15 protein-coding genes are annotated in these 15,903 nt (G+C 61.2%); 7 read left to right on the top strand and 8 right to left on the bottom strand.

What is annotated here, in order from left to right:
* Positions 1–5: 5 nt before the first annotated feature.
* From nusB to ribBA, 3 genes are read right to left on the bottom strand one after another with little or no spacing between them, the layout of a single operon-like run.
* Positions 6–500 (bottom strand): transcription antitermination factor NusB, encoded by a 495-nt coding sequence (gene nusB, locus Q1M07_RS15015; RefSeq protein WP_300454738.1) that lies wholly within the window; start codon positions 498–500, stop codon positions 6–8.
* Positions 500–1,015, bottom strand: coding sequence for a 6,7-dimethyl-8-ribityllumazine synthase (ribH, locus tag Q1M07_RS15020; protein WP_300454740.1), 516 nt, complete (start codon positions 1,013–1,015; stop codon positions 500–502). Before ribH ends, nusB begins: the two co-directional genes overlap by 1 nt.
* Positions 1,015–2,148, bottom strand: a complete 1,134-nt coding sequence (ribBA, locus tag Q1M07_RS15025; protein ID WP_300454742.1) for a bifunctional 3,4-dihydroxy-2-butanone-4-phosphate synthase/GTP cyclohydrolase II — start codon at positions 2,146–2,148, stop codon at positions 1,015–1,017. The genes ribH and ribBA overlap by 1 nt, the downstream gene beginning before the upstream one ends.
* 376 nt (positions 2,149–2,524) lie before the next feature.
* Between ribBA and Q1M07_RS15030 the strand changes: the two genes are divergently transcribed.
* Positions 2,525–3,424, top strand: a complete 900-nt coding sequence (locus Q1M07_RS15030; protein WP_300454813.1) for a cation diffusion facilitator family transporter — start codon at positions 2,525–2,527, stop codon at positions 3,422–3,424.
* A 34-nt stretch (positions 3,425–3,458) separates the two neighbouring features.
* Positions 3,459–4,379, top strand: coding sequence for a S1/P1 nuclease (locus Q1M07_RS15035; protein WP_300454744.1), 921 nt, complete (start codon positions 3,459–3,461; stop codon positions 4,377–4,379).
* A gap of 78 nt (positions 4,380–4,457) precedes the next feature.
* Here Q1M07_RS15035 and fmt read toward each other — a convergent pair whose 3' ends face one another.
* Entirely contained in the window at positions 4,458–5,387 is a 930-nt protein-coding gene (gene fmt, locus Q1M07_RS15040) for a methionyl-tRNA formyltransferase (RefSeq protein WP_300454746.1), read from the bottom strand.
* The gene (gene def / locus Q1M07_RS15045; RefSeq protein WP_300454747.1) at positions 5,384–5,887 is read right to left on the bottom strand and encodes a peptide deformylase; all 504 of its coding nucleotides are present in this window, start codon (positions 5,885–5,887) and stop codon (positions 5,384–5,386) included. The genes fmt and def overlap by 4 nt, the downstream gene beginning before the upstream one ends.
* Positions 5,888–6,064: 177 nt before the next feature.
* On the opposite strand from def, the gene Q1M07_RS15050 reads away from it, so the two are divergent.
* The 4 genes from Q1M07_RS15050 (at position 6,065) to Q1M07_RS15065 (ending at position 11,434) form a co-directional block, all read left to right on the top strand.
* Positions 6,065–7,081, top strand: a complete 1,017-nt coding sequence (locus Q1M07_RS15050) for a LysM peptidoglycan-binding domain-containing protein (RefSeq protein ID WP_300454749.1) — start codon at positions 6,065–6,067, stop codon at positions 7,079–7,081.
* 3 nt (positions 7,082–7,084) lie between these two features.
* Positions 7,085–8,182 carry a DNA-processing protein DprA gene (dprA, locus tag Q1M07_RS15055; RefSeq protein WP_300454751.1) on the top strand — a complete coding sequence of 366 codons (1,098 nt, stop codon included), beginning with the start codon at positions 7,085–7,087 and terminating at the stop codon, positions 8,180–8,182.
* Between the two features lie 12 nt (positions 8,183–8,194).
* Positions 8,195–8,647, top strand: a complete 453-nt coding sequence (locus Q1M07_RS15060) for a DUF494 domain-containing protein (RefSeq protein WP_300454753.1) — start codon at positions 8,195–8,197, stop codon at positions 8,645–8,647.
* 219 nt (positions 8,648–8,866) lie between these two features.
* The gene (locus tag Q1M07_RS15065) at positions 8,867–11,434 is read left to right on the top strand and encodes a DNA topoisomerase III (protein WP_300454755.1); all 2,568 of its coding nucleotides are present in this window, start codon (positions 8,867–8,869) and stop codon (positions 11,432–11,434) included.
* A gap of 83 nt (positions 11,435–11,517) precedes the next feature.
* On the opposite strand, the gene Q1M07_RS15070 is transcribed toward Q1M07_RS15065, so the two are convergent.
* The gene (locus tag Q1M07_RS15070; RefSeq protein WP_300454757.1) at positions 11,518–12,429 is read right to left on the bottom strand and encodes a LysR substrate-binding domain-containing protein; all 912 of its coding nucleotides are present in this window, start codon (positions 12,427–12,429) and stop codon (positions 11,518–11,520) included.
* Between the two features lie 136 nt (positions 12,430–12,565).
* On the bottom strand, positions 12,566–13,273 hold the full coding sequence (locus tag Q1M07_RS15075; protein ID WP_300454759.1) for a 16S rRNA pseudouridine(516) synthase: 708 nt from the start codon (positions 13,271–13,273) through the stop codon (positions 12,566–12,568).
* Positions 13,274–13,449: 176 nt separating this feature from the next.
* Here Q1M07_RS15075 and Q1M07_RS15080 point away from each other — a divergent pair, with 176 nt between their 5' ends.
* Positions 13,450–13,767: a DUF1840 domain-containing protein gene (locus tag Q1M07_RS15080; protein WP_300454760.1), complete on the top strand. Its 318-nt coding sequence runs from the start codon at positions 13,450–13,452 to the stop codon at positions 13,765–13,767.
* Positions 13,768–13,879: 112 nt separating this feature from the next.
* Here Q1M07_RS15080 and thiC read toward each other — a convergent pair whose 3' ends face one another.
* A complete protein-coding gene (gene thiC, locus Q1M07_RS15085) occupies positions 13,880–15,796 on the bottom strand; it encodes a phosphomethylpyrimidine synthase ThiC (protein WP_300454762.1) in 1,917 nt (638 codons plus the stop codon).
* Positions 15,797–15,903 lie beyond the last annotated feature (107 nt).

A 15,903-nucleotide genomic window follows, 5' to 3' on the forward strand; every position in this document is an offset into this window, starting at 1 on the left:
GCTACTCAGCGCGCGCGGTGACGTACGGTTCGCTTGGCCTCGAATTCGGCCGGACGCAGGCGCGCCGCCAGCTTGTCGAGCACCCCGTTGACGTATTTGTGGCCGTCGGTCCCACCGAAGCCCTTGGCCAGTTCGATCGATTCGTTGATGATCACGCGGTAGGGTGTTTGAGGGTAATTGGCGAGTTCGAACGCGCCGGCCAACAATACGCAAGCTTCGACCGGCGAAAGTTCGCCGAAGGGTCGGTCGAGACAGCCCTGCAACTGTCCTTCGAGAACTTTGTGCTGCGCCAGAACACCGTGCAGGAGGTGCGCAAAGAACTCGCGGTCGGCTTTCTCGAAGTCCTCCGTGTCGCTTAGGTGCGCTTCGATGGACGCCTCGTCGTTGGCACTCAAGTGCCACTGGTAGAGCCCTTGCAAAGCGAACTCGCGAGCTCGCCGGCGGGGTGTGCGGCTGGCGGCTGGCTTGCCTCCCGAACTTGTCGAAAACGGACCGGCCATCACGCTCCCTCCCTAATGAAGCGCAGCAGATTGGCCATCTCGACAGCGACTTGGGCGCAATCAGCGCCTTTCGAATGCATCCGGACGAGTGCCTGGTCATCGTCTTCGCAAGTCAGGATGCCGTTGGCGATGGGCACGCCGCTGCTCAACTGCACTTCCATCAGCGCCCGGCAGGAGTCATTGGCAACGATTTCGAAATGGTACGTCTCGCCGCGGATCACGGCGCCGAGCGCGATCAAGGCGTCGAATCGCTTGCTAGCCGCCATCGCCTGCAGCGTCAACGGTATCTCCAGGGCGCCCGGGACGCTGGCCAGCGTGACGTCGTGCTCGGCAACTTTCAGGCGCCCGAGTTCCGTCGTGCAGGCGCTGAGGAGGCCCTCGACGATATCCTGATTGAAGCGGCTCATGACGATGCCGATTCTCAGCCGCTCGCCGGCGAGCGACCGTTCGTACTCGCGGATATTCTCCGAGCGCGTCGCTGACGGGGAGTTTTTTGGAGGTTTGGGAATGGCCATCAGAGTCTTTCAAGGTCGGCAGGTGTGGCGATGTGGCCGGTTACTTCGAGGTCGAAACCGGTCATGCTCGGCATTCGGCGCGGACTGGAGAGGAGTTTCATCTTGCCGACACCCAGGTCGCGCAATATCTGCGCACCGATGCCGTAGGTGCGGGGATCCCAGCGCGCCGCAGGGCGCTTTGCCGAGACGGGTTCGCGCAAGGTTGCAAGAATATCCTGGCCGCTTTCCGGACGGTGCAGGAGAACGATGACGCCGGCCTCAACGCGTGCCAGTGCGGCCTGCGCCAGGTCGAGAGAAAAGGTATGCCTACCGCCCCCCGGATCGAGAAAATCGACCACAGAAAGCGGTTCATGTACGCGCACCAGTGTTTCCTTGTCGGGACGAATCTCGCCTTTGGTAAGGACCAGATGAACTTCGTTAGAAGTGCAGTCGGTATAGGCGTGGAGCGTGAACTGTCCATGGACGCTCTGCACGCTCTTCGACAGCGTGCGCTCGATCAGGGTCTCGTGCCGACTGCGATAGTGGATCAAATCGGTGATCGTGCCGATCTTGAGCGCATGCTCGCGCGCGAAGCCGACCAGATCCGCGAGGCGCGCCATGCTGCCATCTTCCTTGAGAATCTCGCAGATCACCGAGGCGGGTTCCAGTCCGGCCAGCAGAGCCAGGTCGCAACCGGCTTCGGTGTGACCGGCCCGCACCAGCACGCCACCGGGTCGCGCCATGATCGGGAACACGTGCCCTGGCTGGACGATGTCCTCGGGTCTCGCGTTTCTTGCTACCGCGGCTCTGATGGTCAGCGCGCGGTCCTGAGCCGAGATGCCGGTAGTCACGCCCTCGGCGGCCTCGATGGAAACGGTGAACGCGGTACTGTAGGGGCTCTTGTTGTCACGTGCCATTTGCGTCAGACCCAACTGCCGACAGCGCGCCTCGGTCAGCGTCAGGCAGATCAGGCCGCGGCCAAAGCGGGCCATGAAGTTGATCGCCTCGGCCGTCACGTGCTCGGCAGCCAGAATCAGATCGCCCTCGTTCTCGCGATCCTCCTCGTCGACCAGAACGACCATGCGCCCGGCACGCATTTCGACAATGACCTCTTCGATCGGCGAGATGTCGGCAGATGTGCTTTGCGGTGCCATTCTTTTGTCCATCCTCTGCATGATGATGACGCGCCATGCGGTTTATCTTCGACCGTCGAGCAGCCGTGTGGCGCCAAGTGGGCTCGTAACTCGCCGTTACACCAGAACCTGTTACCGGCACTGAAGCTCGCCGGCAGTGCCGTTTGATTCGCGGTGGAGTGGCCCGGATTCGTCCGAAGCTGCGATTCTCGCAGTTTCCGGGCTCAACCGCCATCCGGAACCTTGTTTGACGTGCTTCCGCTACTCCGTCGCGTGGCGGCCGACAGTTATGGGAAGCGGCGAGCCGGAGACTGGGTTGAGCGCGGGCTGACGTAGGAGGCCGGCAATGCGTGACAACCATTGGCGCGACTTGAGGCAAAGTGGCGATAATGTAAGCATGGCTTCGTTCTCGCTCAAACCTTATGCTTGGCTGTCGATCGGCGCCGCATTCGCGACCATTGCACTGAAAGCGGCAGCGTGGCGGATGACCGGTTCGGTTGGCCTGTTGTCGGACGCGGTCGAGTCCCTGGTGAATCTGGCTGGCGCCGTCATGGCCTTGGCGATGCTGTCGATTGCTGAACAGCCGGAGGATGAAGGGCACACTTTCGGCCACGGCAAGGCCGAGTATTTCTCCAGCGGTTTCGAAGGACTGCTGATTTTCTTCGCCGCCGTGGCTATCGCCGTCGCTTCGGTAGAGCGCTTGCTCTACCCTAGGGAACTCGAACAACTTGGCCTGGGCCTGGTGGTTTCCATCGTGGCTTCGCTGATCAATCTGGCCGTCGGAGGAATCTTGCTGCGCGCCGGACGGCGCTTTCGGTCGATCACGCTGGAAGCCGACGCGCACCACTTGCTGACGGACGTCTGGACGTCGGTCGGCGTCGTCGTCGGGCTGCTCGCGGTTGGGTTTACGGGCTGGTTGTGGCTCGATCCGGCCTTGGCCTTGCTGGTCGCCGGTAACATCGTATGGACGGGTTGGCGTCTGCTGCAACGGTCGGCGAGGGGACTGATGGACGGCAGTCTGCCGCCGGAACAGCATGCGGAACTGCTCGTCGTCCTCGAACGCTACCGCTTGCTGGGCATCGGGTTCCATGCGGTGAGGACTCGTGAGTCTGGCGCTCGCCGCTTTGTTTCGCTTCATGTCTTGGTTCCCGGGGACTGGACCATTGCGCGCGGCCACCAGCTGGCGGAGGACATCGAGCGCGATGTTCGCCAAGCGTTGCCGCACGCGTCGGTGTTCACTCATCTCGAACCTTTGGAAGACCCGGTGTCGCAGGACGACATTCGCCTTGACCGATAAGCTGTTCGGGAGATGGCGCGGAAAGGCTCTTCAGATGCTGCTCGCCCTTAGCGTCTGTCCGGCCATGGCCTGGAACGCTGGCGGCCATCGGATCACCGCGCAGATCGCCTGGGATAGTATGGATGGGGAAACACGCTCGGCGGTGGTCGAACTTCTACGCCGTCACCCCGACTACGAACGCTGGCAAGTCCGCGCCAAGGGTGGCGATCCCGGCCTGACAGCTTTTCTCGAAGCGTCGACCTGGCCGGACGACATCCGGGTTGACTCGCGCTTCTACACGGCGGGCGCCGAACCGCCGACCGTCACGCAAGCTGGTTTTCCGGACATGGAGCGTCGGGCGAACTGGCATTACCTGGACCGGCCGTTGACCCCGGAGATGAAGCTCCCGCAACCGTCCGGGAGGCTCGACCGACAACTTGTTAGCCTCGGCCGGACGGTCGGTGACCCGAGGGCGCCGCTTAGTGAGCGAGCCTATGCTTTGCCATGGCTGATCCATCTGGTCGGCGACGCGCACCAACCGCTGCATGCGGCCAGTCGCTATCGAGCCGACGGGCAGAGCGACGCTGGTGGCAGCCACCTGATGATCATCAACCCATTGGCGGCAACAAATCGCCAAGCGATGAGTCTGCACCGCTACTGGGACGACCTCCCGGCACCGCCCTGGTTGCGTGGCAGCCGACTGGAAACCGAGGCTAGGGCGCTGATCGGGCAGTACGGCGTAGCGCCTGATAGTGGGGAGCCCGAGCAGTGGATCGACGAAAGCTGGCGAATCGCCCGCCAGCACGCCTATCCGCCGGAGGACGCGAGTGCTGTGCCTACGATCGGCGAGGACTTTCATGCGACCGCGCGAGCGATCGCGCGCCGTCGCGTGGTCGAGGCAGGTTATCGCTTGGCCGATCTGCTGCGGCGGCTGTTGCGACACTCCGGCGAGCCGGGCGCCGTACTGCGACGTTGAAGCATTGTTCCACGTGGAACCTTTTCGGCGCTGCATTGGCGGCGAAGAAGAGTCGTGCCGCTCGGCAGGACGGGCATGCTACCCGTCGGCCGGCAAGGCGCAGAAAGCACCTGCTCTGAGGCGCGTTCCGGCGACGAACTGGGCACTGGAAAGCCTTTTTCCGCCAGCTTTCTGAAGTTCGACAAGACGCAAGGCGCCGTCACCGCAAGCGACGACGATTCCGTCGCGATCCACCCTGAGAATCCGACCGGCCAGGTCGTTGTCGGCCACGACTTCGGCACGCCACACTTTGACCGGCATACCGGCGAGGTCGCAGCTTGCACCGGGAAACGGATTGAAGGCGCGTATCTGACGCGCCAGTCGTGCCGCCGACAAACGCCAGTCGAGAGCGGCCTCGGACTTGTCGATCTTCGCGGCGTAGGTCACTCCGTCCGGCGACTGTGCTACCGGGGTCTGGGGCCAGTCGGCAAGAGTCTCGACGATCAAACGCGCCCCCAGGGCGGCCAGCCTGTCATGTAGGGACGATGCGGTATCGTCGTCCGCGATCGTCAGTCTGGCCGATCTTAGAACGGGGCCGGTGTCGAGTCCGGCGTCCATCCGCATGATCGATACCCCGGTTTCGCTGTCTCCCGCAAGTATCGCCCTTTGGATCGGTGCGGCGCCCCGCCAGCGTGGCAATAGCGAAGCGTGAATGTTGAGGCAGCCGAAACGCGGCAGGTCGAGAACCGCCTGCGGTAAGATCAGGCCATACGCGGCGACGACCATTGCGTCGGCGGCGGCGCTGGCGATTCGTTCCTGCACTAAGGGCTCCCTAAGCGTAGGCGCTTGCAGGACTTCGATCGCCGACTCCTGTGCCAGCCGTTTGACCGGTGAGGGACGGACGGTGAGACCTCGCCCGGATGGCCGATCGGGTTGTGTCAGGACCAGCGCCACCCGATGCCCGGCAACCAAGATCTGCCGCAGAGCGACTTCGGCGAACTCCGGTGTGCCGGCGAAGATCAGCCTCATGCTGTGATCCTGGCCTGCTTGGCAAGCTTGTTCCTGATCCGTAACTGCTTCAATTGGGATAGGTGCTCGACGAAGACTTTCCCCTGCAGGTGATCTATCTCGTGTTGCAGGCAGACGGCAAGCAAACCCTCGGCCTCGACCGTCCGCTCGCCGCCGTCCAGATCCAAATAGCGTACGACGACGCGCGCTGCGCGTTCGACCTTGTCATACACTCCCGGTACGGAGAGGCAGCCTTCCTCGTGCACCTGCTGACCGTCTTGCTCGACGACCTCCGGATTGATCAGGGTCAGCAACTGATCGCGTGTCTCCGAGGCGTCGACCACGATGAGGCGCAAATGCACGTCCACCTGTGTCGCCGCGAGGCCAATGCCTGGCGCCTCGTACATTGTCTCGGCCATGTCGCGCGCCAGCCGGCGAATGCCGTCGTCAATGCTGCCGACGCGCGCGGCGATCTTCTTGAGGCGTGGGTCGGGAAATCGGAGGATGGGTAGTAGAGACATAAAAAGCTTGATCGAAGAAATAACTACGTGCAGAATCCAGCGTAGTGTCTTGAAATACTGGCGCCTCTTGTCGTCCGCCTGCTGCAATCACGTCGGCAATGGCGCTACCCTACACGGCAGACAGAACTCGGTGCCGGGAGTTCATCCCGGCACGACCGCTCCTACGAGGATAACACGATGACCCGCATTATGTTCGCGTTGCTTCTGGCCATCGCCAGCGCGTTTCGCTGCGCTTCCGGCCAGGAGATTCAACTCGCTGCCAACGCGCCGGACCGTCACATCGTGCTCCCCGGCGACACTCTCTGGGATCTGTCGGCCAAGTTTCTCAAGGAGCCTTGGCGCTGGCCAGAGATTTGGCGGATGAATCGCGATCAGATCCGAAACCCGCACCGTATTTTTCCGGGTGACATCATCGTTCTTGAGCGTGACTCGGAAGGTAATCCGCGTCTGCGTCTTCAGCAATCGAAGCTGAAGCCTCAGGTCTATTCGGAATCGGTCGATCAATCGATCCCGGCGATTCCACCGAACGTCATTCGTCCTTTCCTGTCCGACCCGCTGATCGTCGAAGCCAATGCGCTCGACAGCGCGGCGCGCATCGCCGCCACTCAACAGGATCGCGTGTTCATCGGCAACGGCGACCGCGCTTATGTCATCAATGCGGACCCCTCCCAGGCAACTTGGCAGATTTACCGCAACGGCAGGGCATTGAATGATCCGGAGAACAACGAACTCCTCGGTTACGAAGCCTATTACCTGGGCACCGCCCGGCAGCTTCAGGCGGGCAATCCGGCGGTCTTCGAAGTGGTCAGCATGAAGGAGGAAATCGGCCGTGGCGACCGCCTGCTGCCGGCCATTAAGCCGCCGCTCATCGCCTACGTCCCGCATCGACCGGATTCCTCGGTGGACGGCCGTGTCATTTCGGTTTACGGCGGCGTTGACGTGGCCGGACGCGGGTCGATCGTGGCGATCAACCGGGGGGCGACCAACGGGCTGGAGGTCGGACACGTCTTGGCGATCGAACGTAATCGACTGGCGATTGGTCGCGCGGAAGACGATCGCAAGGAGTCGGTCCAGATTCCCGAACAGCGTATCGGTTTGCTATTCGTCTTCCGCATTTTCGAGCGCATCTCTTACGGCCTGATCGTGCAGTCGGAGGGGACCATCGAAGTCAACGACTTCGTCCGCACCCCGTAAGCAATGAATTCGCGCGAGTCGCTGGCCGGCTGGCTACGACTGACGCTGATTCCGGGTGTCGGCGGTGAGACACAACGCAAGCTTCTTGCCGCGTTCGGTTTGCCCGAAGCCATCTTCGGTGCTGGCCGCAGCGCGCTGAGCGATGTCGTCGGTGATCGGCTGGCCAAGCTCCTGCTCGAAACCGACAATCGCGCTGCCGTCGAGCGAGCGCTGAACTGGGCGGACAAGGACGACCAACATGTCGTTTGTCTGGCCGATCCCGAGTATCCGGAATCGCTATTGCAAATTCCGGATCCGCCGACGCTACTCTACGTTCGCGGTTGCCTTTCTCAGATCAAGCAGGTGTCGGTGGCGATGGTCGGGAGCCGCAACCCGACGCCACAGGGTGTCGCGAACGCCGAACGCTTCGCTGCCGCATTGGCCGATGCCGGTTTGATCATCACCAGTGGCCTGGCGCTCGGGATCGATGCCGCGGCCCATCGTGGCGCCCTGAGCGTGTCGGGTAACACGATCGCTTTCATGGGTACTGGAATTGACCGAATCTACCCGGCAGCCAATCTCAAGTTGGCGACCGAAGTCGCCCGGCGGGGAAGCATTGTTTCCGAGTATCCGCTGGGCACTCCTCCGGTCGCCGCTAACTTTCCACGTCGCAACCGGCTGATATCGGGCTTATCACGTGGCGTTTTGGTGGTCGAGGCAACGACCGAGAGCGGCTCCCTGATCACCGCGCGACTCGCCGCCGACCAAGGGCGCGAAGTCTTTGCTATTCCCGGATCGATCCACTCGCCGCAGTCACGGGGCTGTCACAGGCTGATCAAACAGGGGGCCAAGCTGGTCGAAACCGTTGCCGATGTGCTCGACGAACTTGGCTGGACACAGCCGCCTGCGCTAGGCAAGTCAGCCAGCACGACGACGGCGGTCGATGGGGAAGCTGGGATGCTGCTGCAGGCCATGGGTTTCGAGCGTTGCAACCTCGATGAGATTGCTGCACGCAGCCGCTTGACGGCCGACGTGGTTTCGGTGATGCTGCTCCATCTGGAGCTGGATGGTCGGGTCGCCAGTTTGCCGGGCGGCTATTATCAACGGACTTCGCAAGCCTGATTGCTTTTGCTGATGATCGACATCCTTGTTTACCTGTTTGCGAACTATCACGACTTCAAGGCCCGGCCGAAGACGCGCGCGCCAAGGCGGAGGCTAAGCGCGGTGGGATTCAGCGCCGCCGCCATTGGTGAGGCCCTCCAATGGCTAGACGGCCTGAGCGATCGGCCGGTCGTCGAGCTGGCCGACAGCCATGGTAGGATGCGAATCTATACAAGGCCGGAACAGAACAAGCTAGTAGGCATCGACTGCCTGGGCTTCGTTGCTGTTCTCGAGGCAAACAGATTGCTTAGCCCGGCCATGCGGGAGACGGCCATCGATCGTGCGATGATCCTCAACGATGACCCGGTGCCGCTCGCCAAGTTCAAGATCATCGTACTGATGGTGCTTTGGAGCCGCGAGCAGGATATGGAACCGTTGATCGTCGAAGAGTTACTTGACGACGGCGGCACTCACTTGTTGCACTAGATTTCCCGGCGACTCGACGTTCACTCGCTCGTGGCAGTCATGCCGCTGGGCAACGACCTTGCATCGACAGCCTGCGCCGGGCGGCCCACGGCATCCCTCCGACGCCGGCCGGCTTGCCAAGCACGGCGCTGTGCTCTTATCATGGTTCGCGGGGTATCGCCGTCGGGTCTGTCCCAGATGCTCCCTTTTTGCCAATCCTCCGGGCCGCTGAAGACTCCCATGAGCAAGAAACTGATCATCACCGAGAAACCTTCTGTCGCCGCCGACATTGCGCGCGCGCTCGGCGGCTTCGTGCGGAACGACGACTATTTTGAGAGTGACTCCTATGTTCTCTCCTCGGCCATCGGTCATTTGCTGGAGTTGGCTTGTCCCGAAGAGTACGAGGTTAAGCGAGGAAAGTGGTCGTTCGCGCATCTTCCGGTCATTCCGCCGCACTTCGCGCTGCAGCCGATTGCTAAGACCGAAGCGCGGCTCAAGCTCCTGGTTCGCCTGATCAAACGCAAGGACGTCGTTGGCCTGGTCAACGCTTGTGACGCCGGGCGTGAGGGTGAATTGATTTTCAACTACATCAATCAGCATGCGGGGAGCGGTAAGCCCGTCGAGCGTTTGTGGCTTCAATCGATGACACCCCAGGCAATCCGAGACGGTTTCTCGCATCTGCGAACCGGGGCGGAAATGCGTGGTTTGGGCGATGCGGCGGTCTGCCGGTCGGAGTCCGACTGGTTGGTCGGCATCAATGGCACGCGCGCAATGACCGCCTTCAACTCGAAAACCGGCGGTTTTCACCTGACCACGGTGGGTCGCGTTCAGACGCCGACACTGGCGCTGATGGTCGAGCGTGAGGACAGGATACGCAAGTTTTTGCCGCGCTCCTACTGGGAACTCGAAGGGCTATTCGCCTGCGCCGCTGGAGAATACCGTGGCCGATGGTTCGACGAGAATTTCAAAGGTAAGGAGGAGGACGAGCACGCGCGAGCTGAACGCCTGTGGGACGCGGAGCGAGCGGCGGCACTGCAGCGAAAGTGCCTCGGACACGAAGGGGACGTTCAGGAGGAGTCCAAGGCATCGACGCAACTGTCACCGTTGCTTTTTGATCTCACGAGCTTGCAGCGCGAGGCGAACAGCCGTTTCGGTTTCTCGGCCAAGGCCACCTTGGGCCTTGCCCAGGCGCTCTACGAGAAGCACAAGATCCTCACCTATCCGCGTACCGACTCACGCGCTCTCCCCGAGGATTATCGACAAACGGTTGTCGACACACTATCGATGCTGACCGGCGATGGTGCGGGCAAGGGGCACGACGAAAGCACGCTGGCTCGCTACGCGGGTTTCGCCGAAAGAATACTGGCGATGAAATGGGTCGTCCCTAACAAGCGCATCTTCAACGACGCCAAGGTTTCGGATCACTTCGCAATCATCCCTACGCTGCAGGCGCCAAGGCATCTGTCGGAACCCGAGATGAAGCTATACGACATGGTCGTAAAGCGTTTTCTCGCTGTCTTTTTTCCGGCTGCGGAGTTTCTCGTCACCACGCGTATCACACGGGTCGCCGGAGAGCCGTTCAAGACAGAGGGCAAGGTGCTGGTCAGTCCAGGCTGGTTGGCGGTGTACGGCCGTGAGGCGCAGGAAGGTGAAGAAGGCAATCTGGTCGCCGTTCAGGCGGAGGAGCGAGTGCATGCCCGAGATATGGTTCTCAGTGCTCACCAGACGCGCCCGCCAGCCCGCTACTCGGAGGCCAGCCTGCTGACGGCCATGGAGGGAGCTGGCAAATCCATGGACGACGAGGAGTTGCGCACCGCGATGGCCGGCCGTGGACTTGGCACACCTGCCACCCGAGCGCAAATCATCGAGAATCTGCTCGCCGAACAGTACTTGCACCGCGAGGGCCGGGAACTCATACCGACGGCGAAAGCCTTCTCTCTCATGACTTTGTTGAATGGGCTCGGCATTCCCGAGCTGACGGCGCCGGAGCTGACCGGCGAATGGGAGTGGAAGCTTGCGCGAATGGAGCGTGGGGAACTGGCACGCAGCGAGTTTATGAATGAGATCGCGGCGATGACGCAGCGTATCGTCGATCGAGCCAAGAGTTACGACAGCGACACGGTCCCCGGCGACTTCGGGGAGTTGTCGACACCTTGCCCCAGATGCGGCGGTCTGATCAAGGAAAGCTACAAAAAATTCCAGTGCCAGTCCTGCGACTTTTCGCTTTGGAAAATCGTTGCCGGCCGCCAGTTCGAGGCCGCTGAAATCGAGCAACTACTGATGTCTCGACGGATCGGCCCACTCAGCGGTTTTCGCAACAAGATGGGGCGTCCGTTCAATGCGATCGTTCAACTCAACGCGGAGAACGCTCCGGAATTCGACTTTGGCCAGAGTAGCAGTGGCGCCGAAGGATCCGGCGAGGAAGTCGATTTCTCGCAAAGCAAAGCTTTGGGCGTCTGCCCGAAATGTGGCGCTTCGGTCTTCGAACACGGCATGTCTTACGTTTGCGAAAAGTCGATCGGTGCCGCCAAGAGCTGCGACTTTCGCTCAGGAAAAGTCATTCTGCAGCAGGCGGTCGAAGCGGAGCAGATGCAGAAGCTTCTCAGTAGTGGGCGTACCGACTTGCTCCGGGACTTCGTATCTGCGCGCACTCGGCGAAAATTTTCGGCTTATCTCGTACGCTCCTCGGACGGTAAGGTCGGCTTCGAATTCGAAAAACGCGAACCAAGAGCGCAAGCGAAGCGGAGTTCCGGGCCGACAGCGAGTGGCGCACGCTCAGCCGGCCGCAAGAAAGCTGCTACCGGCTAGTGGCCGCGGTGGGGGGTATCGTCTGCCGTTTCACGTGAAACGCTTTTCCTTCTTCGCCGTCGCTAGTCCGATCCCCCATATTCTCAGTTCGTGTGGACTCCGGCCGGCGGGGAGTCGAGAATCGCCGCTCTCAGGACATCGATAGCTTGCGGACGCGGGAAAGTCGCCCGCCAAGCGATGACCACCTTGCGCTCTGGGGCGGGCGCGCTGAACTCGCGATACTGAAGCAGCGGATCGTCCGCTGGCCACGAGGCGGCAGCCGACGCGGGAACGACCGATATGCCAGCCCCACTGGCCACCATATAACGGATCGTTTCGAGGGAGCTTCCCTCCAGCGCGCCGTCGGTGCCACCGGGCGCCGCCAAGTTGGGGCAAGCCTGTACCACCTGATCTCGAAAACAGTTCCCCTTGCCTAGAAGTAGCAAGTTCTCGACCGCCACCTCGTCAACATCGATCAGCCCTCGGCGCGCCAGCGGATGTCCGGCCGGGATCAGCACACGGAAGGGTTCGCGATAGACCACGCGTGATACGACACCCGGCTCAGCAAACGGCAGCGCAACGACAATCGCGTCAAGGTCGCCGCGCCGCAACTGTGCCGCCAGGCTGACGGTGAAGTTCTCTTGCAGGAAAAGGGGCATCCGTGGCGCGCGCGCATGCAAGGCCGGGATCAAGCGCGGCAACAGATAGGGCGCGATCGTATAGATGACGCCGAGGCGCAATGGACCTTGTAGCGGATCCTTGCCCTGCGTGACTACTTCTCTGAGTCGTTCGGCTTCCTCCAGAACACGTTCAGCCTGCCGCGCGATCTGTTCGCCAATCGTTGTCAGGCGCACATCCGCTGATGACCGTTCGAAGAGAACCACACCAAACCTCTGTTCGACCTTTTTCAGCGCCACCGACAAGGTCGGTTGGCTCACGTGGCACTTTTCGGCTGCCCGCCCAAAGTGTCTTTCACGTGCGAGCGTCACGATGTAACGCAATTCAGTCAGTGTCATGGCGATCGATCCAAGATTCGTAGTGCACTTCTTTCCTCCTGCCTTCCCCGCCAATTCACGATCGCCTGATCATCATTATTTCCCCCAAACACCTCGGTGGCCTACGCCCGTTGCCCCAAACCTCACTTCGTGCGCTTTAGTCACGTCGCACAACGAGCTGTACTTGCTCCGCCTCCAGCCACATCCAGTGGCCCACGGCCAGCGCGGTAGGCAACGCGAAACCACCGATCGCGACACGATGCAATGCCTCGACACGATTGCCGATGGCAGCGACCATACGTCTGACCAAGTGGTACCGGCCGAGCGTCACAGTCAGCCGAAGACGCCGCTCGTCCAGCCGAAGACAGGCAGCGGCAGCGATCGGCTGTGCTTCGCCATGCAGCAACACTCCACCACGCAGTGCCTCGAGCTGCGCTTCATCGACAGCGTGCCGCGTGCTGACCTCATACACTTTTGGCACCTGCTTGCGCGGCGACGTGCAAGTGTGAATGAAGTCGCCGTCGTCGGTGAGCAGAAGCAGGCCGGTGGTGTCCTCATCAAGCCGACCGACCGCCTGAACTCCGCGGCGCACCAGCGGCTGGGGCAGCAACGAATACACGCTTGGGTGGCAGCTTGGCCGGTGCGAGCACTCGTAACCCGCCGGTTTGTGTAGTGCCAAATACACCGACCGCCGGTAGGTCCACACGTCGCCGTCCACCGTGAAGCTCAAACCCTCCGCTTCAAAGTCGGCCAGCGGATCATCGCAGCACTGACCCCGAACGCTGACTCGACCCGCGCTGACCATGGCGCGGCACTCGGCGCGACTGCCAAAACCTTGAGTTCTAAGTAAACGCTCCAGTTCCATTGATCTTCTATCGGTTGCGAAGGCCACTCGGTCCCAGCGCCAGTCTACCGACGAACAAGACAAACGGCCGACAATAGACTATTGTTCTTCCTGGTGCCAGCGATGCCAGTAAGCAGCAAACGGCGTCTCGCAAGTCGCCCCTTCTACGTTCATGGTAAGCTCAAGGAGACGCGATCATGCTCGTCAAATTCACTTCCAGCACTTCCGGACAGATCATGATGTTCGCCACCGTCGCGCGACCACTGCTCCAACTGATCGGCAAGGACTGCAACGCGCGCGGCGTGATTACCAACGAGCAGTTAGCCGACGCAATCCAGCGATTGCGTATGGCCAGCGCCGAAAGCAAAGCTGATCAGCCGGCCGAGAGCGACGAGGACGCGGAGGAGGGAGAGAAAATCGGCTTTGGCCAACGCGCTTTCCCCCTAATAGAACTTCTCGAGTGGACGCGCAAAGAGGACGGCTACGTCCTTTGGGACGCGGCTAGCGACTTCTGACCGAACTGTCGCCCGGCAAGTAATCGATCGGAAGTGTGTCCGGAGGGCTGCCACCGGTCGGTGCCAGCCCTCCGCCGCTTCCCGCGCCGGCGCCCTCTCGCGGCCCCGAGTCTCACACTCTGCGATAGACCTCGCCACCGGCCTTGACGAATTCCACCGCTTTCACCTCCATCCCTCGGGCCAGAGCCTCGCTGTCAGTGAGACCTTGTGCGGCGGCAAAGTCCCTGACTTCCTGGGTGATCTTCATCGAACAAAAATGCGGGCCACACATCGAGCAAAAATGAGCGACCTTTGCCGATTCCTTGGGTAGCGTTTCGTCGTGAAACTCGCGCGCCTTGTCGGGGTCGAGACCGAGGTTGAACTGGTCCTCCCAGCGGAATTCGAAGCGTGCCTTCGACAATGCGTTGTCGCGAATCTGCGCGCCCGGATGCCCTTTTGCGAGGTCTGCGGCATGCGCAGCCAACTTGTAGGTGATGATGCCTTCCTTGACATCATCTTTGTCAGGCAGACCAAGGTGTTCTTTCGGCGTCACGTAGCATAGCATTGCGGTGCCATACCAACCGATCATCGCCGCACCGATGCCACTGGTGATATGGTCGTAGCCGGGAGCGATGTCGGTGGTCAATGGACCTAGAGTATAGAATGGAGCTTCCTTGCAGTACGCCAGCTGCAGGTCCATGTTCTCCTTGATCATGTGCATCGGCACATGGCCCGGACCTTCGATCATGACCTGGATGTCATGTTGCCAAGCAATATCGGTCAACTCGCCGAGCGTCCGCAGCTCGCTCAGTTGCGCTTCGTCGTTGGCATCGTAGATCGACCCGGGGCGCAGGCCGTCGCCGAGACTGAAGGCGACATCGTAAGCCTTCATGATCTCGCAGATATCCTGAAAGTGAGTGTAAAGAAAACTCTCGCGGTGATGGGCCAAGCACCACTTGGCCATGATCGAACCACCGCGTGACACGATGCCGGTCAGGCGCTTGGCTGTCAATGGCACGTAGCGCAGCAGGACGCCGGCGTGGATCGTGAAGTAGTCGACACCTTGTTCGGCTTGTTCGATCAGGGTGTCGCGAAAAATCTCCCAAGTCAGTTCCTCCGCCTTGCCGTCGACCTTCTCCAGTGCCTGGTAAATTGGCACCGTTCCAATCGGGACCGGGCTGTTGCGGATGATCCACTCCCTTGTCTCGTGGATGTTTCTGCCGGTTGATAGATCCATCACTGTGTCACCGCCCCAGCGGATCGCCCAGGTCATTTTCTCGACTTCTTCCTGAATGCTCGAGCCGAGCGCCGAGTTCCCGATGTTGGCGTTGATCTTGGTGAGAAAATTGCGGCCGATGATCATCGGCTCACTTTCCGGATGGTTGACGTTGCAAGGAATGATCGCTCGGCCGCGCGCCACCTCGGCGCATACGAACTCCGGGGTGATTTCGTTGGGAATGCTGGCGCCAAAGTTCTGTCCGTGATGCTGCCGACAGAGGACTTCGGCCAGTCGGGCGCCCTGTGGGCCGGACGCGGCCAACTGCTCGATATACGCGCGCCGATTGTTGTTTTCGCGAATGGCAACATATTCCATCTCCGGCGTGACGATGCCGCGCCGTGCGTAGTGCATCTGGCTGACATTGCCCCCGGCCTTAGCTCTCAGCGGCCGGCGCAGTAGTCCGGGGAAGCGCATGACGTTCAAAGCGGCGTCCGCTGCCCGCACGCGACCGAATTCGGAGCTCAATTCCTCCAGCGACTCCGTATCGCCTCGCTCAGCAATCCACGACTCGCGTAAAGCCGGTAGCCCTCGTCGAATATCGATAGTCTCCCGCGGATCGGTATAAGGCCCGGAGCAATCATAAACGTAGATCGGCGGGTTCCTCTCGCCTCCAAAAGCCGTATCGGTGTCCGCCTGCGAAATCTCGCGCATCGGCACGCGGAGGTCAGGGCGGCTGCCACCGACGTAGATCTTGCGCGAATTGGGAAGCGCCTTGATGGCGTCGGCATCTACCTGAGCATCGGTGGCGAGAAACTTTTCGTTAGCATTCATGGTGTTTCCTTGCGAAGGTGTGTGGCGGAAGCACTGCCGACACGTGGAGCGTGCAAGGGCTTGGCGACGCGGAAAGGGCCGAGATAACCCATGGCGTTACCAAAGGC

It is taken from the genome of Accumulibacter sp., assembly GCF_029255285.1.
GTDB lineage: Bacteria > Pseudomonadota > Gammaproteobacteria > Burkholderiales > Rhodocyclaceae > Accumulibacter.